This window comes from Enterococcus sp. E5-162 (assembly GCF_035725965.1).
In the GTDB taxonomy this organism is placed as follows: domain Bacteria; phylum Bacillota; class Bacilli; order Lactobacillales; family Enterococcaceae; genus Enterococcus_B; species Enterococcus_B lactis.
The window spans coordinates 115,897-139,055 of record NZ_JAPRFV010000004.1 but is presented as its reverse complement, the minus strand read 5'-3'; the positions used below and the strand labels follow the sequence as shown (position 1 = coordinate 139,055).

The 23,159-nt window shown below is 38.0% G+C and carries 22 protein-coding genes and 1 pseudogene; 17 read left to right on the top strand and 6 right to left on the bottom strand.

The window, feature by feature from the left end:
• Positions 1 to 148 precede the first annotated feature (148 nt).
• The 8 genes from arfA to OZZ83_RS05625 all read left to right on the top strand — a co-directional run bounded on the left by arfA (position 149) and on the right by OZZ83_RS05625 (position 9,113).
• Entirely contained in the window at positions 149 to 1,666 is a 1,518-nt protein-coding gene (arfA, locus tag OZZ83_RS05660; protein WP_002310058.1) for an arabinosylfuranosidase ArfA, read from the top strand.
• Positions 1,638 to 2,927, top strand: a complete 1,290-nt coding sequence (locus OZZ83_RS05655) for an ABC transporter substrate-binding protein (RefSeq protein ID WP_278023430.1) — start codon at positions 1,638 to 1,640, stop codon at positions 2,925 to 2,927. The genes arfA and OZZ83_RS05655 overlap by 29 nt, the downstream gene beginning before the upstream one ends.
• Positions 2,928 to 3,101: 174 nt before the next feature.
• Entirely contained in the window at positions 3,102 to 3,998 is an 897-nt protein-coding gene (locus OZZ83_RS05650; protein WP_002335207.1) for a carbohydrate ABC transporter permease, read from the top strand.
• A gap of 13 nt (positions 3,999 to 4,011) precedes the next feature.
• Positions 4,012 to 4,875, top strand: a complete 864-nt coding sequence (locus tag OZZ83_RS05645; RefSeq protein ID WP_002310062.1) for a carbohydrate ABC transporter permease — start codon at positions 4,012 to 4,014, stop codon at positions 4,873 to 4,875.
• Between the two features lie 5 nt (positions 4,876 to 4,880).
• Positions 4,881 to 5,444 carry a YesL family protein gene (locus tag OZZ83_RS05640; protein ID WP_002316806.1) on the top strand — a complete coding sequence of 188 codons (564 nt, stop codon included), beginning with the start codon at positions 4,881 to 4,883 and terminating at the stop codon, positions 5,442 to 5,444.
• A 21-nt stretch (positions 5,445 to 5,465) separates the two neighbouring features.
• Positions 5,466 to 6,977 carry an alpha-N-arabinofuranosidase gene (locus tag OZZ83_RS05635; RefSeq protein WP_171025442.1) on the top strand — a complete coding sequence of 504 codons (1,512 nt, stop codon included), beginning with the start codon at positions 5,466 to 5,468 and terminating at the stop codon, positions 6,975 to 6,977.
• Between the two features lie 11 nt (positions 6,978 to 6,988).
• Positions 6,989 to 7,948, top strand: coding sequence for a glycoside hydrolase family 43 protein (locus OZZ83_RS05630; RefSeq protein ID WP_025478093.1), 960 nt, complete (start codon positions 6,989 to 6,991; stop codon positions 7,946 to 7,948).
• A gap of 85 nt (positions 7,949 to 8,033) precedes the next feature.
• Positions 8,034 to 9,113, top strand: a complete 1,080-nt coding sequence (locus OZZ83_RS05625) for a GntR family transcriptional regulator (protein WP_002310067.1) — start codon at positions 8,034 to 8,036, stop codon at positions 9,111 to 9,113.
• A 158-nt stretch (positions 9,114 to 9,271) separates the two neighbouring features.
• Here OZZ83_RS05625 and OZZ83_RS05620 read toward each other — a convergent pair.
• Positions 9,272 to 10,021: pseudogene (locus OZZ83_RS05620) on the bottom strand (MFS transporter); the annotation flags it as partial.
• 210 nt (positions 10,022 to 10,231) lie between these two features.
• Here OZZ83_RS05620 and OZZ83_RS05615 point away from each other — a divergent pair.
• The 4 genes from OZZ83_RS05615 to OZZ83_RS05600 all read left to right on the top strand — a co-directional run bounded on the left by OZZ83_RS05615 (position 10,232) and on the right by OZZ83_RS05600 (position 15,455).
• Positions 10,232 to 11,893 (top strand): xylulokinase, encoded by a 1,662-nt coding sequence (locus tag OZZ83_RS05615; RefSeq protein ID WP_325066021.1) that lies wholly within the window; start codon positions 10,232 to 10,234, stop codon positions 11,891 to 11,893.
• Positions 11,850 to 12,548 carry an L-ribulose-5-phosphate 4-epimerase gene (locus OZZ83_RS05610; RefSeq protein WP_002320379.1) on the top strand — a complete coding sequence of 233 codons (699 nt, stop codon included), beginning with the start codon at positions 11,850 to 11,852 and terminating at the stop codon, positions 12,546 to 12,548. The genes OZZ83_RS05615 and OZZ83_RS05610 overlap by 44 nt, the downstream gene beginning before the upstream one ends.
• A 15-nt stretch (positions 12,549 to 12,563) precedes the next feature.
• The gene (gene araA, locus OZZ83_RS05605; protein WP_002291462.1) at positions 12,564 to 13,988 is read left to right on the top strand and encodes an L-arabinose isomerase; all 1,425 of its coding nucleotides are present in this window, start codon (positions 12,564 to 12,566) and stop codon (positions 13,986 to 13,988) included.
• A gap of 306 nt (positions 13,989 to 14,294) precedes the next feature.
• Positions 14,295 to 15,455, top strand: a complete 1,161-nt coding sequence (locus tag OZZ83_RS05600) for an NAD(P)-dependent oxidoreductase (RefSeq protein ID WP_002310075.1) — start codon at positions 14,295 to 14,297, stop codon at positions 15,453 to 15,455.
• Here OZZ83_RS05600 and OZZ83_RS05595 read toward each other — a convergent pair.
• The gene (locus OZZ83_RS05595) at positions 15,450 to 15,572 is read right to left on the bottom strand and encodes a hypothetical protein (RefSeq protein ID WP_002316803.1); all 123 of its coding nucleotides are present in this window, start codon (positions 15,570 to 15,572) and stop codon (positions 15,450 to 15,452) included. The genes OZZ83_RS05600 and OZZ83_RS05595 overlap by 6 nt on opposite strands.
• On the opposite strand from OZZ83_RS05595, the gene OZZ83_RS05590 reads away from it, so the two are divergent.
• Together OZZ83_RS05590 and OZZ83_RS05585 are read left to right on the top strand one after the other, a co-directional pair.
• Positions 15,573 to 17,432, top strand: coding sequence for an LTA synthase family protein (locus tag OZZ83_RS05590; RefSeq protein WP_278023428.1), 1,860 nt, complete (start codon positions 15,573 to 15,575; stop codon positions 17,430 to 17,432). It abuts the gene before it with no gap.
• 109 nt (positions 17,433 to 17,541) lie between these two features.
• Positions 17,542 to 17,976, top strand: coding sequence for a hypothetical protein (locus OZZ83_RS05585; protein WP_002310078.1), 435 nt, complete (start codon positions 17,542 to 17,544; stop codon positions 17,974 to 17,976).
• Positions 17,977 to 18,232: 256 nt separating this feature from the next.
• On the opposite strand, the gene OZZ83_RS05580 is transcribed toward OZZ83_RS05585, so the two are convergent.
• Positions 18,233 to 18,394, bottom strand: a complete 162-nt coding sequence (locus OZZ83_RS05580; RefSeq protein WP_002310079.1) for a hypothetical protein — start codon at positions 18,392 to 18,394, stop codon at positions 18,233 to 18,235.
• 18 nt (positions 18,395 to 18,412) lie between these two features.
• Positions 18,413 to 19,435, bottom strand: coding sequence for a lactonase family protein (locus tag OZZ83_RS05575; RefSeq protein WP_002310080.1), 1,023 nt, complete (start codon positions 19,433 to 19,435; stop codon positions 18,413 to 18,415).
• A 127-nt stretch (positions 19,436 to 19,562) separates the two neighbouring features.
• On the opposite strand from OZZ83_RS05575, the gene OZZ83_RS05570 reads away from it, so the two are divergent.
• Both OZZ83_RS05570 and OZZ83_RS05565 read left to right on the top strand, forming a co-directional pair.
• The gene (locus tag OZZ83_RS05570) at positions 19,563 to 19,916 is read left to right on the top strand and encodes a PTS glucitol/sorbitol transporter subunit IIA (protein ID WP_002291472.1); all 354 of its coding nucleotides are present in this window, start codon (positions 19,563 to 19,565) and stop codon (positions 19,914 to 19,916) included.
• Positions 19,917 to 19,927: 11 nt separating this feature from the next.
• Positions 19,928 to 21,094 (top strand): AI-2E family transporter, encoded by a 1,167-nt coding sequence (locus OZZ83_RS05565; RefSeq protein WP_002291475.1) that lies wholly within the window; start codon positions 19,928 to 19,930, stop codon positions 21,092 to 21,094.
• 88 nt (positions 21,095 to 21,182) lie between these two features.
• Here OZZ83_RS05565 and OZZ83_RS05560 read toward each other — a convergent pair whose 3' ends face one another.
• Together OZZ83_RS05560 and OZZ83_RS05555 are read right to left on the bottom strand one after the other, a co-directional pair.
• Positions 21,183 to 21,803: an NAD(P)H-dependent oxidoreductase gene (locus OZZ83_RS05560; protein ID WP_002310081.1), complete on the bottom strand. Its 621-nt coding sequence runs from the start codon at positions 21,801 to 21,803 to the stop codon at positions 21,183 to 21,185.
• A gap of 189 nt (positions 21,804 to 21,992) precedes the next feature.
• On the bottom strand, positions 21,993 to 22,289 hold the full coding sequence (locus tag OZZ83_RS05555; RefSeq protein WP_002291478.1) for a rhodanese-like domain-containing protein: 297 nt from the start codon (positions 22,287 to 22,289) through the stop codon (positions 21,993 to 21,995).
• Positions 22,290 to 22,493: 204 nt separating this feature from the next.
• Here OZZ83_RS05555 and OZZ83_RS05550 point away from each other — a divergent pair, with 204 nt between their 5' ends.
• Positions 22,494 to 23,144 carry a TetR/AcrR family transcriptional regulator gene (locus OZZ83_RS05550; protein WP_002310082.1) on the top strand — a complete coding sequence of 217 codons (651 nt, stop codon included), beginning with the start codon at positions 22,494 to 22,496 and terminating at the stop codon, positions 23,142 to 23,144.
• Positions 23,145 to 23,159: the final 15 nt, after the last annotated feature.

The window sequence follows — 23,159 nt, the reverse complement described above, 5'->3', positions numbered from 1 at the left end:
ATGAAAGCTATATTGAATTATTTGATTTAATCATGATTAATATTTACATTAATTATAATGGATAAAAATAAATAGATTTAACATTTTTATTATTGACAACGCTTTCAATGGGGTGTATTATTCATGTATAAATTAAAGGAGGTCAGTTATGGAAGCCACAATGTTGATTAGTAGTGTCAAGCGTGTAGGCAAAGTTGATCCGCGGTTGTATAGTTCATTTATTGAACATATGGGACGAGCGGTATATGAAGGGATTTATCAGCCAGATCATCCATCAGCTAATGAAAGTGGATTTCGCCAAGACGTCATTCACTTAGTAAAAGAATTGAACATTCCCATGATTAGATATCCTGGTGGAAATTTTGTGTCAGGATTTCGTTGGGAAGACAGTATTGGTCCCATAGCAAGTAGACCCAAAAGGTTGGATTTAGCTTGGCGGACAATTGAAACGAATGAAGTTGGGATTCATGAATTTTATAACTGGTGTCAGCATGTAGGGGCCGAAATCAATATGGCTGTCAATCTGGGTACTCGTGGGGTAGATGCAGCTCGTAATTTAGTCGAATATTGTAATTTTCCTAAAGGAACTTATTGGAGTGATTTAAGGTGTTCGAATGGTCAAGAGAGCCCTTTTGGAATTAAGACATGGTGTTTAGGGAATGAAATGGACGGTCCTTGGCAGATTGGTCATAAAACAGCAGAAGAATATGGACGGTTAGCAGCGGAAACGGCTAAGGCGATGAAACTCGTAGATGATTCAATTGAGGTGGTTTTATGCGGAAGTTCTAATCGGCAAATGCCTACATTTGGTGATTGGGAGTTAACAGTCCTTGATCAAGCATATGATCAAATAGATTATTTGTCTCTTCATCAATATTATGGCAACCAAAAAAATGATCTTTCTCATTATCTTGCACGTTCCTTGGACATGGATCGGTTCATTTCTGAAGTGACAGCGATGTGCGATACAATCAAGGCGAAGAAACATAGTAAGAAGCAGATCAACCTGTCCTTTGATGAATGGAATATTTGGTATCATTCAGCGGAACAAGATGAGCAAGCAGCGCCTTGGCAGATTGCTCCTCCTTTACTAGAAGATAACTATAATTTTGAAGATGCATTACTATTAGGCTGTCTATTAATCACTTTATTGAAACATGCAGACAGAGTAAAGATAGCTTGTCTTGCTCAATTGGTAAATGTTATTGCACCAATCAGGACAGAAACAAACGGAGAAGCTTGGAGACAGACGATTTATTATCCATTTATGCAAGCTGCTATGTATGGACAAGGAGAGGTGTTAAGCCCACAAATTCATTCAGCAAACTATGCGACGGAAGATTTTGAAGAAGTGCCGTATTTAGAAAGTGTAGCAGTAATAAATGACAAAGAACTTGTCATATTTGCAGTTAACCGTGGAGAAGAAGAAATGAATCTAACTGTTCGCTTGTCTGAATTATCAGTAGCAGGAGTGATTGATTTTTCTGAAATGAGTGGGTTTGATACGAAAGCAACCAATCTTCCTAAAAGTGAACAAGTAAAACCAAGTCATTCAACGAATGTAAAAGCTGAAGATGGGAAAATCAATTGTTTGTTGAAACCGCTATCTTGGAATGTAGTCAGATGTTATTTATCAGATGAAGGAGGAACAAAAAATGAAAGGTAAAAAATGGTTAATTGGCTCTTTATTGGTAGTTGCAACAGGTATTTTAGGTGCTTGTGGTGGCGGAAGTTCAGCAGAATCTGATTCTGATAAAGAAGTGACTTTGACTTTTTGGAATGGGTTTACTGCATCTGATGGGGAAATATTGCAAGAAATCGTTAATGAATTTAATAAAACAAATGATAAAAACATCAAAATTGAAATGGATATCATGACTTGGGCCAATTTGAATGAAAAACTTCCTACAGCGATTTCTTCTAAAAAGGCACCTGACTTTATTGCATTAAATTATCCAGATTTTGCACAGTATGTAGAAAACGGAGCGGTACAACCATTAGACGATTTCTGGGAATATGATGGAGTAGATAAATCTGATTTTAAAGAAACGGCTGTTGAATTAGGTCAAGTAGAAGGTGAACAGTATTTTGTCCCCATGCAGGTACAAGGAATGTATATGTATTGGAATAATGATTTGTTTAAACAAGCTGGTTTAGACACTGAACAACCACCTACTACTTGGGAAGAATTGACAGAAATGGCACCACAATTAACTGATAGTAGTAAAAATGTATCAGGTTTTGTCTTCAATAAGGATGGAACTGCACCATTATATAACTGGATGTTAGCAAATGGCGGTAAATTAGTGAACGATGATTATACTAAGTCTGAATTTGCCTCTCCTGAGAACCTTAAAACGTTAAAAGCGATCCAAAAAATGATTCATGTAGACAAGACTGGCCCAGAATCGATTTCTGGCGCCGAAATGGACAATTTAATGAATGCTGGTCAACTAGCCATTGAAATCAATGGGCCATGGTTAAATAACGGATTGAAAGCAAACGAGATTGATTATAATGTGACTACCTTACCACAAGGGAGTGACTCGGACAAAAAAACAGCTATTTTAGATGGCGTAGGATATGCCATTCCGGCAAGTACAGATAATAATAAAAAAGAAGCTATCTATGAGTTTTTGAAATATTGGAATACAACTGAAATTGGTAAAAAATGGAGTATCGAAAATGGGTTTCCTGCCTACTTGGATTCAGTAGCAAAAGATGAAGAAGTCAAAAATGATCCTATTGTTTCTGAATTATCGAAACAAATGGACTATGCAGAGCCATATTTACCAGGTTTTACCCAAATCTCTGCGATTAATAACGATATCATCAACCCATTGATTGAAAAATTATTAGCGGGAGAAGACCCTGAGAAACTCATGAACGATGCAGATGATGCCATCAATCAATTATTGCAAAAATAGTACAGACCTTTATATAGGATAGACTGTTAACAAGATACAGATATCTGAATGATCGACGTAGTGTTTGCAGATAGGTGTTATTGCAGAAATCACAGCGATCGTTCGGATATCTTATTCAGATTCGATTAAACCAAGCTCGTATATTTTATCAAAATGAAAGATGAGGTGGACTATATGAACGGATTCACCAAATATTGGAATCGCCCTGAACGTGCTGCGTATTTGTTTTTGACTCCATCTTTTTTAGTTTTATTATTATTTACTGTCATACCGCTTTTAGGAACATTTGCTATTAGTTTTACAGATTTGAATATTTTCTTTACATCAAGAAATTTTGTAAGTTTTGAAAATTTCACACGTATATTTAGTGATGAACGAGCAGTTAATTCGTTGATTCATTCTTTATATTTTACCGTACTTGAAACGCCAACACAAATTATTGTTGGTTTATTAGCAGCAGTAGCATTATCTAAAAATACCAGATTCAATCGGTTTTGTCGTTCAACGTTTTACATTCCAGTTATTTGTTCATTGACGTCAATTGCGATTATTTTTTCTATGTTACTTGATCCGAATGTAGGGGCGATTCCTTACTTGTTTTCACAAGTCGGCTTGCCGATTCCTCAATTTTTTCGCGATCCAACTCTTGCCATGCCAACTGTAGCCATCATGACTGTTTGGAAGAATTTTGGTGTTACTATGACGATTCTCTTGACTGCTATTCAGGGAATCTCTCCCTCTTTGTATGAATCTGCTCAAATGGATGGTGCAACAAATCGGCAGCAGTTTTTTAACATTACACTACCTCAGATCGTTCCCTCCTTAGGTTTTTGTGTTTTAACGAATCTGATTGGTTCGATGCAAGTGTTTGACCAAGTATATGTTGCAACCGCTGGTGGCCCACAATTTAAGACAGAAACAGCTGTTCAATATATTTACAGTCGAGGATTTACAGCACCTTATGAATTGGGCTATGCATCAGCATTGTCTTCGGTTTTGTTTATCATTGTTGCAACTATAGCTATCTCCACTAATGTGTACATGTCACGGAAAGAAAAACAAATGAAATAGGAGGGAACTCTGTATGGCACCAGAAAGCTCGATTACAGTTACTGTGAATAAGAGGAAAGCAGTTAGTGGTAAAAAAATCATTCGAACGATTAGTATGCTAATTATATTGTTTGTTATTGCTTTTCCTTTTTTGTGGCTGATTATTTCTTCTTTTAAACACGAAAAAGACATTATCTCATTTCCGCCTAGAATATTTGCAGACAGCTATACCCTAGATAACTATATTAAGGTTTGGACAACGATCCCTTTATTAGATTACATCAAAAATACAGTAATTTTTGCTGGAGGGACAGTGATTACTTCTGTATTCTTTGATTCTCTTGCGGGGTACGCATTTGCTCGTATGCGTTTCAAAGGGAAATCAGTTTTGTTCTATTTCGTTTTACTGACAATGATGATCCCATTCCAAGTCTTCATGATTCCTCTATTTATTGAAGTCAATTTGCTTGGCATGCTTGATACTTATGCAGGTTTAATCATTCCTCGTATGACAACTGCATTTGGTATCTTCATGATGCGCTCCTTTTTTATCACTTTACCAGATTCTTTGGAAGAGGCAGCACGCATTGATGGACTAAGTGAGTTTAATATTTTTTTGAAAATCATGTTGCCATTGAGCAAACCTACTCTTTTATCATTAGGGATTTTCACGCTGATGAATAGTTGGAATGACTTGCTTTATCCATTGATATTGACAAGTAGTTCAAAAATGAGAACTTTACCAGCAGGGCTAGCTTTATTTACGGGGCAGAACATTTCTTTCTATGGACCTGTAATGGCTGGAACGGTTATTTCAATGTTGCCATTACTAGTGGTTTATATTTTTGCACAGAAATATTTTGTTCAAGGAACAGCTATGTCTGGAATGAAAGAGTGAGGAAGATGAAAATAGTTGAGACAAAATTTTATGGACAGTTGATTGTGGTTTCTGATTACATCTTATTAGGAATTCTCTGGGTAATCGTGTGTTTGCCGGTTATTACTATCGTGCCTGCTACATGTGCTGTTTTTTATGTAATGGCGCAATGGAAAGGTAAGGAATCAGGACACATCATTTATTTTTTCTTTCAAGGAATGAAGCAACATTTTGGTAAGAACTTGTTCCTTAGTATGTTAACGACCGTTATTTATTTTCTTGTTAATCAATTATTAGAAGAACAGACAATCGGACTTTCAATTAGTGGATATGTAGTTTCACTTATTTATTCCATGTTTCTTTTATCCTGGGTATATGTGATTTCTGAAAATAAAGATACTTCGTTTCTACAAATTTTTGAACAAAGTACATGGAAAGTATTTTTTGATTTTTTGAGAAATATTCTTTGTTGCGCTTTGTTATTAGGTTTTGTACTACTCATATTTCTTTTTCCTCCGTTTATTTTTATCTTTGCTGGTGGCGTTTGGAAACTTGTATCTATTATCTTGACTATAGGAAATGAAAGGTAGGGAAAGCTGTTGGACGAAGAAATAAAAGTAAAAATCAGAGAGGATTTTACAGTAGGAGAGATCAGTTCTCGGCTGTTTGGCTCATTTGTTGAACATATGGGAAGTGTCGTCTATACAGGGATTTATGAACCGAGCCATGAAACAGCTGATGGTGACGGGTTTAGACAAGATGTCCTCTCTTATGTAAAGGAATTGGAATTAGGTGTCATTCGCTATCCTGGAGGGAACTTTACATCTGGTTATGATTGGTTGGATACTATAGGTAGGAAAGAACGGCGACCAAAAAAGATTGATTTAGCATGGCGAGGTATAGAACCAAATTCTTTTGGAATCCACGAATTTTTTAAATGGATCAGTCATGTACAAGCGGAACCGATATTCACAGTGAATTTAGGAACAAAAGGAATCGATGAAGCAAAAAATTTAGTAGAATATTGTAATTTTCCAAAAGGAACCTACTGGAGTGATTTGAGAATAAAAAACGGGCAAAAAAAACCTTTTGGCGTTAAATTATGGTGTTTAGGGAATGAGCTAGATGGGCCATGGCAAGTGGGTGCTAAGAGTGCTTATGAATATGGTAGGTTAGCAAATGAAGCCTCGAAAGTCATGAAGTTAGTAGATGATTCAATTGAAACAATCTTAGTTGGAAGCTCTACGCCACGTTTACCATCGTACCCTGAATGGGATCGTATCGCATTAGAAGAAGCATATGAGAACGTAGATTATTTAGCTTTGCATAACTATATTGACAAGTATGATGAAGAAGACTTGACTAAACCTCCTAAAAATGAGCGTGATGATACAGCGACATACCTGGCAAAAGCTTATCGATTCGATCGTCAAATTGAAGAGATCGTTGCTACTTGTGATTATGTAAAAGGATATTTGAGAAGTGAGAAAACAATGTATCTAGCGTTCGATGAATGGAACGTACATGCCCAACCGGAAAAAAGACACAGGGATTTTGAAATCGGTAGTCCCATTGATTGGTGTTACTTTACTATGGAGGATACATTATTATTTGGTTCATTAGGATTGGCTATTTTACGACATGCAGATCGCGTAAAGATTAGTTGTCAATCATTGTTAGTAAACACAATACCTTTAATACTAACAGATGCTAAAGGCCAAGCATGGAAGAATCCAACTTACTATGTGATGCAACACTTATCGAAATATGCTAAAGGTCAAGTATTGGAACAACAAATCATTTGCCCTGTTTATGATTGTGAAAAGATAAAAAAAGTTCCTTATGTAGACAGTGTGGTCGTAGATAACGGCAATCAACTGACTATTTTCTTGATTAATCGCACTAATGAACAACAAAATGTAACGATTGAACATGATTTTAATTTGCTAGATCAAGGAGAGCACTACACATTGACCAGTAGTGATCTATTGGACAAAAATACACGTGAAGAACCAGAAAAGATAAAACCTGAAATAAACTATTTTTCAATAGAAAAACATGACGAGTTAAATGTAGGGATAGAAAAATACTCTTGGAATGTAATTAGAATAAAGAAAATGTGAGGAAATTTGTTATGATGAAGACACTTTATAATAATCCTATCGTTCAGCAACGGGCAGATCCTTGGGTATATAAACATACAGATGGTTATTATTATTTTACAGGATCGGTTCCCGGCTACCAAGTGATTGAATTAAGAAGGGCAAAGTCACTGAATGAATTAGAACATGCTGAAAGCCTGATTGTATGGCAGGCTCATGAAGAAGGACCGATGAGTGAATTGATCTGGGCACCTGAAGTCCATTATATCAATGGAAAATGGTACATTTACTTTGCTGCAAGCAATCATAAAACCATACGTGATGAATCCCATCATCACCGCATGTTCGTACTTGAAAATCAGCATATGGATCCAATGAATACAGATTGGATAGAAAAGGGACAAATAAAAACGAAAAGGGAAACTTTCAGTTTAGATGGAACAACTTTCTCTTCTCAGGGAAAGCTATATTACGTGTGGGCTCAACAAGATCCTGAAATTGCTGGGAATTCTAATCTTTATCTATCCGAAATGGCTAATCCTTGGACGTTAAAGGGAGAGCAACTCCTCCTTTCTATACCTGAGTATGAATGGGAAAAACGGGGTTTTTCAGTAAATGAAGGTCCAGCAGTCCTTACTCGTAATGGGAAAATATTCATTACGTATTCTGGTAGTGCAACGGATGAAAACTATGCCATGGGTCTGCTGTGGGCTGATGAGCACAAGAATCTTTTATTAAATGAATCATGGCATAAATTATCGGAGCCAGTATTCGTTTCTTCTGAAAAAAATAAGCAATTTGGGCCTGGTCACAACTCGTTTACGCTTTCAGAAGATGGATGCTTTGATATTTTGATTTATCATGCTCGACCAGAGAAGAACCAAAAAGGGGATCCATTAGACAATCCCAATCGGCACGCGAACGCGCAATGCTTTACGTGGAATGAGCAAGGATTTCCAGAATTTGGTGAACCTGTACCGTATGACTTATGAGAACAAGAAACCTTGATTTTTGCTTGAATAAACCTTGCAGACTCGTTATGATATATGTACGTACAAATAAAAAGGGGCAAGGTAAATGGCAAAATATCAAGACATTGCAGATGAGATAAAACAAAAGATCCTTCATGAGGAATACGAAGTAAATACAACCATTCCTTCAGAATTCAAGCTGCAAGAAATATATGCCGTCAGCAGACATACGATTCGGCAAGCAATCGCTGTGTTGGTAAATGAGGGCTATCTGCGTAAAGAAAAAGGATCGGGCACATATGTAGATGACAGCTATAAGAAAGAAAAAACACCATTGAACAGAACAAAAACGATCGGTGTCATCACCACATATCTCTCTGATTATATTTTTCCGTCGATTATCCGAGGAATCGAAAACGAATTACGAGAATCTGGGTATTCATTGCTTTTAGCCAGTACGAATAACGATCACGAATTGGAGAAAGAGTGTTTGAAGAAAATGATTGCTTATGGAGTAGATGGTTTAATCGTTGAGCCTACGAAAAGTAATCAGTATAACCCAAACTTAGCACTTTATGTTGCTTTGAGAGAAAAAGGCATTCCGATGGTGATGATCAATGCTGCTTATGAAGAGTTAAATGCCTCTTATATTTGTTTAGATGATGTGAAAGTCGGTTTTATGGCAGCAGAATATTTGATAAAAAAAGGACATCAACGTCTGTTGTTCATCACAAAAATCGACGATCTTCAAGGAAAATACAGGATGAAAGGTTTTATCAGCGCGTGTGAACAGTATAATGTGCGATTTTTGACAAAAGATATCATTACTTTCACCACGGAAACACGAGAAACAATTGCTGAAAAAACAGTACAACGGTTGAAAGAAGAACAAGCTTTAGATGGCATCATTTGCTATAACGATCAAATAGCTAGTTTATTGCTAGATAAGTTGACAGAAAATGGCTATCATATTCCAGATGACCTATCGATCGTAGGAACAGACGATTCTTCTTTAAGCCATTTAGGAAATAAAAAATTGACAACATTGACTCATCCAAAAGAAAAGTTGGGACAAGATGCCGCACGGTGGATCGTCACAACGATTGAAAAAGGACAGGTACAGCCGAATATTCTTTATGAGCCTGTACTAGTTGAACGGGAAACAGTAAAAGAAAACGAAAAATAAGAGACGGGTTTTTACCGCCTCTTATTTTTTATATCAATTTGGGGCTGTGACAAAAATCATCAAACATGAGAAACTATTTTTTGAACTTGGTCCTTGTGACTCGAAACTAAGCGGTTCCTTCTTATTTCTTGAAGCTGACCACTTCTGTCACGACCACTTTAAGAATGATGGATAGAAATACGTTTAGGATAAGTTTTTTTAGATGCACTTTGTTCGATTTCCTCTAAAGATTTCCCACGAGTCTCCGGTACGATCTCTTGAATAAATAAAACTCCTAAAAAGCAGATGATCCCAAAAATACCGAAAACGATTTCTTGAGACATAGAAGCAGTCATCACAGGAAAAAGCAAGCTGACTAGGAAAGAACCAATCCAATTAAAAGAAGAGGCTAGGCCAGATGCTCGCCCGCGGACAGCTAATGGGAATATTTCGCCTACGATTACCCATGTCAGTGGAGCCCATGTGCAAGAATAAAATGCGACATAAATACATAAAAACAAGAGAATTAACAACGAATTTGTATGAGCATCCAGTACAGTTCCTAAAACAGCTGGTAGGATGAAAGAAAGTCCCATCACGCTACCGCCTATTTTCAATAAAGTTCGCCGATTGAACTTGTCTGCAATAACCAAAAAGAGCAAAGAACCAGCAACTAAAATGATTCCTTGGATGATCGGCCACATCAATGCATCGCTCGCTGCATGCCCAGTCGCTTTTTCTACGATCAGCGGAATATAGTAAAAAATAGCATTAGCTCCTTGAAATTGCTGGAATACTGCTACACCAATACCGGCAATAACTAACGAACGATACTTTTCTAAAAACAAAGTATGCCAAGAAGTTACGGTTGTCTTTTCTTGTTTGACATTCAGCTGGATTTGTTCGAATTCCTGTTCAGCTTCGTATTCTCTCCTTCTAGAATTTCGAGAAGGCGGCTGATCAGATTTTGTAAGCAATCTCATTCTATAACTTATGTACGTACAAAACAAGCGTTTTTTATTATATTCTTGAAAATAACCACTTGACATGTACGTACAAAAGTATACAATAATCATTGTAAGCGCTACTAAAAAAGACGGTTTGATCAGGTTTGACGAGAAGGAGGGAGTTAAATCATTATGAAGGAAGTAAATGCGCAAAGTATGTTAGATGTCATAGATGGTCGTACATCTTTAGGAATTGAGTTTGGATCAACTAGAATCAAAGCTGTATTGATTGATTCATCTTTTACTCCTATTGCCGCTGGTAGTTATGAGTGGGAAAACAAACTAGAAAATGGTATCTGGACCTATTCATTAGAAGATATTTGGAAAGGACTGCGCGTCAGTTACCGAAAAATGGCAGCAGAAGTATTCGAAATCTATGGCGAGAATCTTACAACGATCGGGTCGATTGGGTTCAGTGCAATGATGCACGGTTATCTAGCTTTTGATAGCAAGGAACAGTTACTAGTACCATTTCGTACTTGGCGGAATACAATCACTGAAGAAGCAGAACGAATATTAACGGAAAAATTCCAATACAATATTCCGCAGAGATGGAGTATCGCTCATTTGTATCAAGCTATCTTGAATAAAGAAGAACATGTGAGAGAAATTAATTTTTTGACAACGCTTGCAGGATATGTTCATTGGCAGCTTACTGGTGAGAAAGTACTAGGCGTAGGAGATGCATCAGGCACGTTTCCTATCGATCCTTCAACGAAAACCTATCATCAAGAAATGAAAAATATTTTTGGTCAGTTAGTCGAAAAAGAGCATGTAGCGATTGATTTGGATCACATTTTGCCTAAAGTTCTAGTAGCAGGAAAAGAAGCTGGCAAGTTAAGCGAATCAGGGGCTTATCTGATTGACCCTACGGGAAACCTGAAGCCAGGAATCCCGATTTGTCCGCCAGAAGGAGATGCAGGAACCGGTATGGTCGCTACGAATAGTGTAGCCAAACGCACAGGGAACATTTCGGCTGGTACTTCCGCCTTCGCTATGATCGTATTAGAAAAAGAACTAGAAAATGTCCATCCGGAAATCGACATGGTCACTACACCTTCAGGAGAACTAGTAGGCATGGTTCATACGAATAACTGCTCTTCGGATATCAATGCTTGGGTCAGTATTTTTGAAGAATTTACCAATTCTTTGGGTATGGAGATAAGCAGAGATAAATTATTCACGGTATTATTCAATAAAGCGCTAGAAGGCGATACGGATTGCGGGGGATTACTTTCTTATGGTTATTTTTCCGGTGAAAACATTACAGGAGTAAATGAAGGAAGGCCATTATTTGTACGTACACCAGGTAGCCGTTTTGATTTAGCGAATTTCATGCGAATCCATTTAGCCAGTGCTTTTGGCGCAATGAGAATCGGAATGGATATATTGAAATCTGAGGATGTCCAAATTGATCGTTTAGTGGGGCATGGGGGGGTTTTTAAAACACCAGAAGCTGGACAGCGGATTCTAGCATCTGCTATGGAGGCACCAGTTACAGTGATGGACACAGCCGGAGAAGGTGGAGCGTGGGGGATCGCGTTATTAGCAGCCTATATGATAGATCAGCATGGGAAATCTTTAGAAAACTTCTTGGCAGAAGACGTGTTTGGACAAGACCAAGGAATCACCATCACACCTTCAGCAGAAGAAATAGCAGGCTATCAGATATTTATGAGTCGTTACCGTGAGGGGATCGACATTGAAAAAACAGCGATTCATCAATTGCAAGAAAAAGGAGTGATAGAAAATGCTGGAACAACTGAAAGAAGAAGTATACCAAGCAAATCTTGACTTGCCTAAACACGGACTTGTCAAATATACATGGGGAAATGTGAGCGCTTTTGATCCTGAAACACGATATTTCGTTATCAAACCTAGCGGGGTCAGTTATGAAGAGATGACAGCAGACGACATGGTCGTTGTGGACTTGGACAATCATATCATTGAAGGTAAACTCAATCCCTCTTCGGATACGCCTACTCATGCTGTTTTATATCGTTCATTTCCTCAAATTGGAGGAATCGTCCATACTCACTCGACATGGGCGACGATCTGGGCACAAGCAGGATTGGATGTTCCTGCGATGGGGACGACGCATGCAGATACTTTTTATGGATCGGTACCTTGTGCTCGATTTTTGACACAACAGGAAATCGACAGCGGGTACGAATATGAAACAGGAAAAGTTATCATAGAAACATTCAAAGAACGCAAAATTGATCCCTTAGCAATTCCAGGGGTACTTTTACACGGACACGGTCCATTTACTTGGGGGAAAGATGCGCAAAGTGCAGTAATGAACGCAGTCGTACTAGATGAAGTATGCAAGATGAATTTATTTACCAGACAGCTTAATTCATTTTCAGAAGAGCTGCCTCAACGGATTTTAGATAAACATTATTTACGAAAACACGGAAAAAATGCGTATTACGGACAACACAAATAAAAGGAGTGGCTAATTATGTTGAATATTGGAGAAAAAGAATTTTGGTTTGTTGTAGGATCACAGCATTTATATGGGGAAGAAGCACTGCGAGAAGTAAAGAAACATGCACAAGAAATGGTTGATGAATTGAATGAAAACGGCCAATTGCCTTATCCTATCCGCCTTCAAGAATTAGCAGTTACCGCTGACACGATCACAAAAATCATGAAAGAGGTCAATTATCGAGAAGAAGTAGCAGGTGTGATCACTTGGATGCATACTTTCTCACCAGCAAAAATGTGGATCCGTGGGACAAAGCTTCTACAAAAACCATTGCTTCATTTAGCTACGCAATATAACGAAAGCATTCCTTGGAAAACGATCGATATGGATTTCATGAATTTAAATCAATCCGCTCATGGTGACCGCGAATATGGGTTCATCAATGCTCGATTAAATAAACAAAATAAAATCGTCGTTGGCTACTGGAAACGACCTGAGATTCAAAAAGAGATTGCTGATTGGATGGATGTTGCAGTAGCCTATAATGAAAGTTTTGGAATAAAAGTGGCTCGTTTTGGTGACAACATGAGAAACGTGGGTGTCACAGAAGGAGACAAAGTGGAAGCACAGATTCAATTTGGTTGGACTGTTGATTATTTTGGTATCGGAGATCTTGTACAAGTAATCGATCGCGTATCAGACGAAGAAGTCGAACAATTATTTGAAGAGTACAAGGAATTGTATACCTTCGACTATGGTGATTATGAAGAAAAGACATGGGAAGAACATGTAAAAGTACAAGCTCAGCAGGAAATCGGTATTCGCCGTTTCTTAGAAGAAGGAGGCTATAACGCTTTTACGACTAATTTTGAAGACCTTTATGGAATGAAACAACTGCCTGGACTAGCTGTACAACGTTTGATGGCAGAAGGATACGGTTTTGCTGGGGAAGGCGACTGGAAAACTGCAGCGATTGATCGGTTGCTGAAAATCATGGCTCGAGGAAAAGATACAGGATTCATGGAAGATTATACTTACGAGCTAGCTAGTGGCCAAGAAGCAATCTTGGAATCCCATATGATGGAAGTAGATCCGACGCTTGCTGCGACGAAACCAAGAATCGTTGTTTCTCCTTTATCAATGGGAGATAGAGAAGATCCGGCGCGTCTTGTATTTGATGGGAAAGCAGGAGAAGGGGTAGTCGTATCGATGGCAGACTTCGGTACGCATTATAAACTGCTGATCAATGAAGTAGAAGCCTTTGAACCCACAACTGAAGCACCTAATTTGCCTGTTGCACGTGTGCTATGGAAAACTAAACCGAATTTCCATGAAGGTGTCCATTCATGGATTCAGGCAGGTGGCGGTCATCATACCGTTGTCTCGCTAAATCTAACAACAGATCAAATTGAAACATGGGCAAAATTAGTTGAGTTGGAAACCGTTGTTATTAGATAAAAAGAGGTTGTGAAAAAGCCGCTTAGTTTTAAGAAAAAAGAAGAGATTGACGAAATTTGCTTTTCAACTTTTTTGAAATTTTGTCTTATTATCAATGTTAGCTAACTGAACACCATTTATCAAGAAATCTCACCCACAATATTTTGCTCTCAAAAATAAGGCTTATGGCAGTAACTTGCCATGGCCTTATTTTTATCGCTAAGCCTACTCTGCTCTAGCTGCTATTTTCGCTTCTAGGAAGTCAAATGGTAAACAGTTGTCTAATTGCAGTAATTTCGAGATACTTGTTAGTAAGGAGGGGGTTTTATGTATCACGTTCATTTGATTGATGCTATTCCAGAACAAGAGATAGAAAAGTTACAAGGGGAATATTTCAAAATAATAGATGATTTGCCAGCCGAAGGAATAGTCATTCGTAGTACGAAAGTGAAAGATGAATGGCTTACACCAGATTTGCTAGCAATTTCAAGAGCTGGTGTTGGGGTGAACACGATCAACGTTGAAAAAGCTTCTGAAAACGGGACGATCGTCATGAATACACCAGGCGTAAATGCTAATGCAGTAAAAGAGCTTGTTTTGTGCTGTTTGCTCTTATCTTCCCGTCCGATAATCGAAGCAAGTCGTATGGTACAAACACTAACAGGTCCTAATATTTTAGAACAGGCAGAAAACAAAAGAAGTACTTATGTGGGACGAGAATTGCAAGGCAAAACCATCGGTCTTCTTGGTCTTGGCGCGATAGGCACAAAAGTAGCGCTAAGTTGCTATGGCTTAGGGATGGATGTCTTGGGTTATTCTATCCGCGATGCCCAGTTGGATTATGTTCGGCAAGCAGATTTAGAAACAGTTCTTTCTACCTCGGATTACATCGTAGTCATGCTGCCGTTGACAGAAGATACAAAAGGATTGATCAATCAGGCGAATATAGAAAAAATGAAAAAAGATGCTGTACTTATCAATGTAGGAAGAAGTGAAATCGTTGATAAATATGCTGTTATGCAAGCATTGGAAAAACAACATCTGGCCAAATACGTGACTGATTTCCCAGAAGAAGAGTTCTTAGAAAATGACCGTATACTTATGTTGCCTCATCTAGGGGGATCGACTCAGGAAGCTTTGGCAGACAGCGGACGTTTGGCAGTTGAAGCCTTAAAAGATTATCTTTTGTTCGGTACGGTTAGAGAAGCGGTCAATTATCCATCCGCACGAATGTTTTTCCAAGCGCCGTTTCGATTCACTATATTTTATCAAAAGAAAACCAATATATTAGCAGAGATATTTTCTCTGCTGAATAAGAACGAGCTAGTGATCGCAGATATATCGCGTAATCATAAGAATGAGCATGTCTACATATTGATTGACATAGACAGTACTGATTTTGAACAGCTCAATCAAGTGAAACAACAGCTAGAAAAAATTTCTGGAGTACGAAAAGTCCGCTTATTAAAGAAACCAGAAAGGTCATAAAGAAAGAGAATATTTGGATTTCATTAATTCTTCTTTTCGTTCTTTACTTTCGAATTTCGTACAACTAAAATAAGAGAAACAACATTCTTTTGTTGATAGAAATGAAGGAGCAAGCATTTGAAAAGATATATAAGCAGACTTTCAACCAAACAGAAAAAGATTTTAAAAGGAACAGTAGCGATCATCAGTATCTTTTTTCTTGTTGTTTTTAGTAATTTATTTTTGCAGTGGTGTCAAAATGATCTATCCGTAGACCTTGCGTTGAAATTTGCTTTTTCTTGGCATACGGAAAAATTCTTCTTAGCCTGTTTCGTCTTGCTGATTATTCTTATTTTTCTGATTGCACTAGCAGGATCTGTCCCTTTAGGTTCCCTTACGTATGTCGTAGCCATCGGTGTATTAGGTTTTGCAAATTATATGAAAATGAGTTATCGGCAAGAACCGATTTATCCAGACGATTTGAAGATGATCACTGAAATCGGATTGCTGAAAGATATGACCGGCACTATGCTGTTTACAGTGATCTTAGCTGCCGCAGGAACCGTGCTAGGATTGTTCTGCTGGTACATGTTTCGAAGCCTGAAAAAAGGAAGGCGATTCCAATTGATCCGATTAACGACACTGCTTGTGGCAATTGGACTGCTAGGGTATATCAGTAATTTCAACAATCCCGATAATTTGTTGCGAAAAGCATATAATAAAACGGCACTATGGATACCTTACAGCCAGAAAATGAACTACTATAACACTGGTTTTATCGGTGGGTTTTTGTACAATCTGAAGGTAGAACCAATGGATGAACCTGAAGGATATTCGAAAGCAAAGATCAAAGAAATCACTGAAAAATACCAGAAGATAGCCGATGAAAAAAATAAAGCTGTAGAGGAAGAGTCGCCGAACATCGTGTTCGTAATGAGTGAAAGTTTCTCAGATCCTAGTCGATTAAACGGCATAGAAGTATCTGGTGAGCCATTGGCAGATTATTATGAAGTAGCTGATCAAACATATAGTGGCAATATGCTTTCTCAAAACTATGGCGGTGGAACAGCAAATATCGAATTCGAAGCATTGACTGGTTTTTCTATGGCGTTGTTTAATGCGCAACTCACCACTCCTTACACGATGCTAGTGCCAAAAATGGATCAGCTTCCTTCTATCGTTTCAGCGTTAAACGCACAATCATACCAGACGACAGCGATCCATCCATACAATACTTCGATGTATAAAAGAGAGGATGTTTATCAGACATTAGGATTTGACCAGTTCATCAGCGAGCGTACGATGACCTACACGGATACGATAGAGAATAATCCATATATTTCTGATGAGTCAGCTTACAAAGAAGTAATGACACTTCTCAAGGAAGAAAAAACACCTCAGTTCATTCATTTAGTCACGATGCAGACACATATGCCTTACAATGGAAAGTATGATAGACTGGGCTATTCTGCAGAGATTTCAGATGGAAGTGGGACGCTTGACTTAGAGAATTATCTGCAAGATATTTCCTATAGCAGCACGGCTCTGAAGCAATTCACGGAAGAACTGAAGAATCTTTCTAGAAGGACTCTAGTTGTTTTTTGGGGGGATCATCTGCCAGGGATCTATTCAGATACCATCCAAGCCAAAAATGATAAACAAACGTTGCATGAAACACAATTCTTGATGTTTGACAGTAAAGGAAAATTAGAAAAGAAAACGACTCAAGATGCAATAACCAGTCCTTTTTATTTTGCAGCGAATCTAATGGAACAGACGAATCAGACAACGAATGGTTTTTATCAGCTGCTTTTATCATTAGAACAAGAACTTCCGGCGTTTGAACGAGAACTATACTATCAAAACGGACAGTGGTATAAAGAAGCGCAATTCAATCGCTTGCAACAAGAGATTTACGACGAATATCAATTGATCCAATATGACATTGTCGCAGGGAAACAATATAGTTTAGCAGATGGTTTCTTTGAGCACGAATAAGAATGGCGAGCTGTATAGAAACCATTAAATTTTTTCAAGTACTTGTCATTTGAGGATAAAAACAAGTAGAATAAATAATAACAACAATGGAGAAAGTAGGAAAACAAATATGTTACCGAATATTGGCTATTATGTGCAGTCCATCGATCAAATCGTCAAGGAAACCGAAGCAATCGGAGAAGGAATGCATCCGAAATATGAAGTGATCAGAAACGCAATCGATGAAGGAAAAACAAGTGAACTGGACAGATCGACTCTTGAAGAGACCGTCCAGTTATTTGAAGAAGGAACAAAAAAATATCGGGCAATGCTTAAGAAAGTCAGTACATTGCGCCCACCAGCAAAAGCAATGGGCATTCATAAAAATTTTGAAAAAGCTTATCTTTCATATGTAGCAGGCTGTGAAGAGATGATTCAAAGTATTGATCTTGAGTCAGGGGTAGATAAAGATTTATTCAATACATCTGAAGCAAAACAAGACCAAGCGACTGACCAATTGACAGCTGCCATCCAAAAAATGACTAATTTGTTATTGAAAAAATAAAAGAAAAATTTGATGACAATAAAAACTAGAGTTATCTAATATAAATGTAATATTGTCTTTATGATAGAGTGAACAAAATCCTTTATGATAAGAACATACCTATAACCAACAACCTTGTACTTACTCAAAATTGAGTAAATACTCCTTTTCCGCAGAGTCTAACCAACTCGGCGGTTTTTTTATTTATAGAAAAGGACATCAGAACAGACGAAAAAGTCTTGCGCTGATGTCCTTTTCAGATAGTATGGAAGGTTGATTAGTTTTCTACATTCCGTACATATTGTTCAAAGTAGTTCTGTAAATCGGCTTTGAGTTTCTGATATTCCTCTTCGCTATACTCTTTATCTTCGATTTTCCCATCAAAGAAAGGAATATTCAGTTCTTCCCGCAACCTGTCTAATACGTCTTGCTGATTCATTTTATTCTCCTTTTCTTGCTAACGATCAAAATAAACACAGACACATTCTGGTGCATAGACATCTTTTTGCAATAATTCCAGTAATCCTGTTTCAGGATGACGGCGGTATAATGTCAGATTATCGGTATTCTGATTAGCACATACGACAAAACCATTGCTTGGATCTAGTGCGAAATCGCGAGGGAAATCGCCTTCTGTTGAGATGATTTGTTTATTTTGGATGTGAGAACCATCTTCGGAAACTGCGAATACGGCAATCGAGTTGTGTCCCCGATTAGAAGCGTAAAGGAACTTGCCATCATTGGAAATGCGAATAGCAGCCCCTCCATTTTCACCGTCGAATTCTTCTGGCAAGGTCGATATTTTCTGTAATTCTTCAAAATCACCTGTTTCTTTATCATAAGAAAGCACTCGGACTGTGCTGTCTAATTCACCAAATAAATAGGCGAATTGTCCATTCGGATGAAAGACGAGATGGCGAGGGCCTGTTCCTGGTTCTGCAGTGAAGGTAGTTACAAGATTCAATTTGCCGTTTTCGGACACATCATAAGTATACACACGATCTGTACCAAGATCACACACGACTAATCGTTGGTCAGGAGTCAGATCCGTATAATGGACATGCGCATGATCTTGGTTTTTATGAGGGCCTGTCGCTTCTTGATGGAATACTGAATCCGCTGCTTTCAGCTCGCCATCTCCTAATAGGTGATAGACATTTACTTCGCCTTTATGGTAGTTGGCCCCATAGAGCAATTGCCGTGTTTCATCAACCGCTACATAACATAAAGGAGCCCCAGACTCTGTTACCGCATTCAAAAAATGAAAATCCTTGTCGTACGCACCGGCACCACCTAATCCGTCTACACTGGTAACCGTGTAAAGATTGCCAGCTTTGCTTTTTGCTAGGTAAGTAGGGCTGTTCTCTTCAACAGCCAATGAAAGACTGGATAATTCTTCTTTTTCTGTATCAAGATCGATCGTATAGATTCCTTTGCTTTCGCGGCGTGTATAGGTTCCTAAAATTATCTTTTCGATCATATGAGCTGATTCCTCCTAATGGTAATGAAATAGTTTTCGTTTTTATTCTATCACATAATTATTCCCCACGGCTAAAGAATGAGAATGTGTTATACTGTTTTTGAAAGCAAGTAAAGGAGAGAGTGCGATGATTCAGGCAACGATTACAGAAATTGGAACAGAAGCAATAAACAAGGAAGAACCGATGCTGATTTTGTTCGATAAAACAGCAACAGCTGCCTTGCGAAAATATTCGGTGATTCAAGAGGTGTCGAAAGACGAACCTTTTTCTTTGAAAGCAGGCGGAACGATTACTTTTGATGATCAGTCGTATACGATCGATTATGTCGGTCCGATGGCCAATGGAAATTTAGAGACGGTAGCTCACGTATCATTGATTTTTGATACCTGTCCAGAAGAAGGACAAATTGCAAACGGAATCTATCTCCATCCGCATGAACTGCCTGCTATTGGTTTGGGAAGCCAAATTATTTATAACTAACAGGAGGACTTATGGAAGGGAAAAATAAGAAGAACAGACCGGTGTCTTGGTTTTGGCGCTGGTTTTTAAATAATCAAGTGGTCACAGCTTTACTTGTTGTATTGTTAATATTGCTGATCGTCTTTTTATTTACAAAAGTTTCTTATTTGTTTGCACCGATCTGGCAATTTTTAGCAATCGTAGGACTACCTATTATTCTGGCAGGCATCTTGTATTACTTGATGAATCCGGTAGTTGATTACTTTGAGAAGCGAAAAGTACCAAGGCTCTATAGTATCATTGGGCTGTTTGTTTTGGTCGTTGCATTAATCGTATGGGGAAGCGTAGTGATCATACCTAAGATCCAGGAACAAACAGTCAGCTTTATCAGTAACTTTCCTCAATACGTTGATACGATCGATAACAAATTGACCGAGATCTTGAGAGACCCGCTGTTCAACCAATTTCGTGAACAGTTAGAAACAGCAGGTGATAAGTTCATGAATTCAGCAGGTGATATGATCCAAGACATATCTAAGAGTACAGTTCAGAGTCTTGGGAGTTTTGTTGGTGCGGTAGCGACTATTTTAGTAGCTTTGCTGACGATGCCGTTTATCTTATTTTATTTATTGAAAGATGGTAAGCGATTAGCCCCTTATTTCGTCAAGTTTTTACCAACGCGCATGCAAAAACCGACGTTGAATGTGCTGAGTGAAATGAATAGTCAAGTTTCTTCATATATAAGAGGGCAACTAACTGTGGCTTTTGCTGTGGCAATCATGTTTATGATTGGTTTTGCAATCATTGGTCTAGAATATGCTGTCACGTTGGGGATCATTGCAGGGTTCTTAAATCTGATCCCATACTTAGGTTCATTTTTAGCAATGATTCCAGCCATCTTTTTAGCTATTGTGGCAGGTCCATTCATGATCATCAAGGTACTAATCGTTTTTGCAGTAGAACAGACAATAGAAGGACGCTTGATCTCTCCGTTAGTATTGGGAAATCAGTTAGCAATCCATCCAGTAACGATCTTATTAGTTCTGCTGACGTCAGGGAAATTGTTTGGGATCGTTGGTGTGATCTTAGGGATTCCTGTTTATGCAGCAGCTAAAGTAGTGATTACTCATGTTTTTGAATGGTACACAACGATTTCTTCTCTTTATGAAGAAAATCCGTTGAAAAAGCAGAAAGAATAACAAAAAGAGACAGAGGAAAATTTCCAAAGCACAAATGTTGCTTTGAAGATTTTTCCCTCTGTCTCTTTTATATACATTTACCTCAATTTTAAAATGATTTACCTAAAGCAGCAGCTTTATCTAATGCATTTTGCATCAACTCATCTGCACGGTCAGGGTCATAATCGATTCCTTCGATGAATAGTTGATCTACTTGATTGATGCCTACAAAGTTCAAAATACCTTTTACATATTGAGAGGCAAAGTCTTGTCCGTTGTATACACCGCCGTTAGATTGGATGTGCAGCGCTTTTTTACCTGTCACTAATCCTTCTGGCCCGTTTTCTGTATAGCGGAACGTTTTTCCAGCTACATTGACAGTATCGAACCAAGCTTTTAATTTTGTTGGGATATTTAGATTCCATAAGGCGTTTGCGATAACGATTTTATCAGCAGCAAGGAACTGCTCTGTCAATTCATTGAAACGAGCGATTTTTTGTTGTTGACTTTCTGATAAGGAAGTGAATTCTGCACCAGCACGTAATGCTTCCCAACCTGATAATAATTCTTCATCGATTTCTGGAATATCATCGCGATAAAGTTCCAAAACAGTCACTTCATCATCTGGATGAGTTTCTTTATAACTTGTTAAAAAAGACGTCAACGCCTTAACTGTACGTGATTCTTCTGCAGTTAGGGGATGACCTTTGACTACTAAAACAGATGCCATATGCTTACCTTCTCCTTTTATTGCTATGATTGTTATAACTATGACTAACAAAATCAGTTTACTCGAAAAAGAAAAGGCTATCAAGTCATATTGATAAGGTTGAAGAATAAATAACTAAAAAAGACAGGATATAAAAGAGGTTGTGACACGATTTTTGTCACAGCCTCTTTTGAATCTAACAAGCAATGTTCAAGCAACGCTTGACTGAAGAGCTTCCATCCCACCAATGATATAAACAGCACGAAATCCGCTAGCAGTAAGTTGATCGGCTAATGCTTCTGATCGTCTGCCTGTATAGCTTAGAATATAATAAAGTTTTTTTGGATCTAGATTTTTTAATTGTCTTGGCAAGATAGCAGCGGGGATAGAAAGCGAGTGGCTTAAGTGTTTTTTTGTGTAATCTAAAGTATTTCTTGTATCTAAAACGATGCTGTCAGCATCGAGCGGCAATTTATTGAAGTCTTGGACACTAATTGATTGGGCCATTTATCTCATCCTTTGTTTAGTATGTGGCTATTTTAATGGGCAGCTCTCATTAATTCAAATGGAAGGATTCCTCTTATCACTTTTTTAATGTATCGGATAATAATGAAAAAAAACTATGCAAATGTCTTGCGAAACAGGTGGGAGGTGTTATAATGACATAGCGTCATATGACAATGTGTCATCTTAGAAGAAAGGAGGATCCATATGCCGACACAGACATTTTTCCATTTGCCGAAAGAAAAACAAAAAAGGTTAATTGAAGCGGCGAGAATCGAGTTTTCTAGAGTACCTTTGAAAGAAGCCTCGATTGCTAATATCGTCAAATTAGCGGATATCCCTAGAGGCAGTTTCTATCAGTATTTTGAAGATAAAGAGGATCTTTATTTTTATTACTTTGAGACAATGAGACGTGACAGCTCTAAAGATATGTTGCAACTAATGAAAGAATCCGATGGTGATCTATTCAAAGGATTCGAATCCTATTTTTCTAAAATGATTTATGAGATTTTGGAAGGTGAGAATGCTTCTTTTTATCGTAACTTGTTTATGAACATGGATTACCGTGCCTCAAGAAAAGTCGCTCCTCATACGAGTCGCCAAAAATCGCCTCACGATCCACATAAAGAACACAAACAAGATGCAAAAGAGTTGCTTGAATTGATTGATCGGACGAAGCTGAAAGTAAAAAATGATCATGAATTGGAATTACTGATCCAATTAGTGATGAATACTGTATTTACAACAATTGCGCATTCGTATCGCTTATTTTCAACATCTGAAGATTACTCAGTAGAGCAAGCAATCAGTGAATTCAATTTGAAACTTTCTTGGCTGAAAAACGGAGTATATAAATAGAAAGAAGGGAACTAG